This window comes from Shewanella sp. SM69 (assembly GCF_025653985.1).
GTDB lineage: Bacteria > Pseudomonadota > Gammaproteobacteria > Enterobacterales > Shewanellaceae > Shewanella > Shewanella oncorhynchi.
In genome coordinates, this window is the sequence record NZ_JAKKRV010000051.1 from 1 (window position 1) to 1199 (window position 1199).

1 protein-coding gene is annotated in these 1199 nt (G+C 47.0%); it reads right to left on the reverse strand.

Features of this window, described 5'->3' with window-relative positions; genetic code table 11:
- Positions 1-50: 50 nt before the first annotated feature.
- Positions 51-1199 (reverse strand): elongation factor Tu (tuf, locus tag L5M37_RS23995; protein ID WP_113941600.1); only part of this gene is annotated, 1149 nt, incomplete at its 5' end.

Below are 1199 nucleotides of genomic sequence, written 5' to 3' on the forward strand. Positions count from 1 at the left end.
AAACAAAAAAGGAAGCCGAAGCTTCCTTTTCAAACTAATTTCTATCGCAATTAAGCGATGATTTTAGCTACTACACCAGCACCAACTGTACGACCACCTTCACGGATTGCGAAGCGTAAACCTTCGTCCATCGCGATTGGGCAAATCAGAGTCACTACCATTTTGATGTTGTCGCCAGGCATTACCATCTCTACGCCTTCTGGCAGTTCGATAGTACCGGTTACGTCAGTTGTACGGAAGTAGAACTGTGGACGGTAGCCTTTGAAGAATGGAGTGTGACGTCCGCCTTCTTCTTTTGACAGAACGTAAACTTCTGATTCAAAAGTGGTGTGCGGGTTGATTGAACCTGGTTTAGCCAATACTTGACCACGTTCTACGTCATCACGCTTAGTACCACGTAATAACACACCACAGTTCTCGCCTGCACGACCTTCGTCAAGCAGTTTACGGAACATTTCTACACCAGTACACGTTGTTTTAGTCGTTGTGCGAACACCAACGATTTCAACTTCGTCACCCACTTTAACAATACCACGCTCAACACGACCAGTAACTACTGTACCACGGCCTGAAATTGAGAATACGTCTTCGATTGGCAGTAGGAACGGCTTATCGATGTCACGTTGTGGTTCTGGAATGTAAGAATCCAGTGCTGCGGCTAATTCAAGGATCTTAGCTTCCCACTCTGGTTGACCTTCTAGGGCCTTCAGAGCTGAACCTTGGATTACTGGTAAATCATCACCTGGGAAATCGTATTCTGACAGAAGTTCACGCACTTCCATTTCAACCAATTCCAGTAACTCTTCGTCATCTACCATGTCACATTTGTTCATGAACACGATGATGAAAGGTACGCCAACCTGACGAGAAAGCAGGATGTGCTCACGAGTCTGTGGCATTGGACCGTCTGTAGAGGCAACTACTAGAATCGCGCCGTCCATCTGTGCAGCACCAGTGATCATGTTTTTAACATAGTCAGCGTGGCCTGGGCAGTCTACGTGTGCGTAGTGACGTGAAGGCGTGTCATATTCGATGTGAGAGGTATTGATCGTAATACCGCGCTCACGCTCTTCTGGAGCGTTATCGATTTGAGAGAAGTCTTTAGCTTCGCCACCGTAGGTCTTAGCCAGTACGTGAGAGATAGCTGCAGTCAGTGTGGTTTTACCATGGTCAACGTGACCAATGGTGCCCACGTTTAC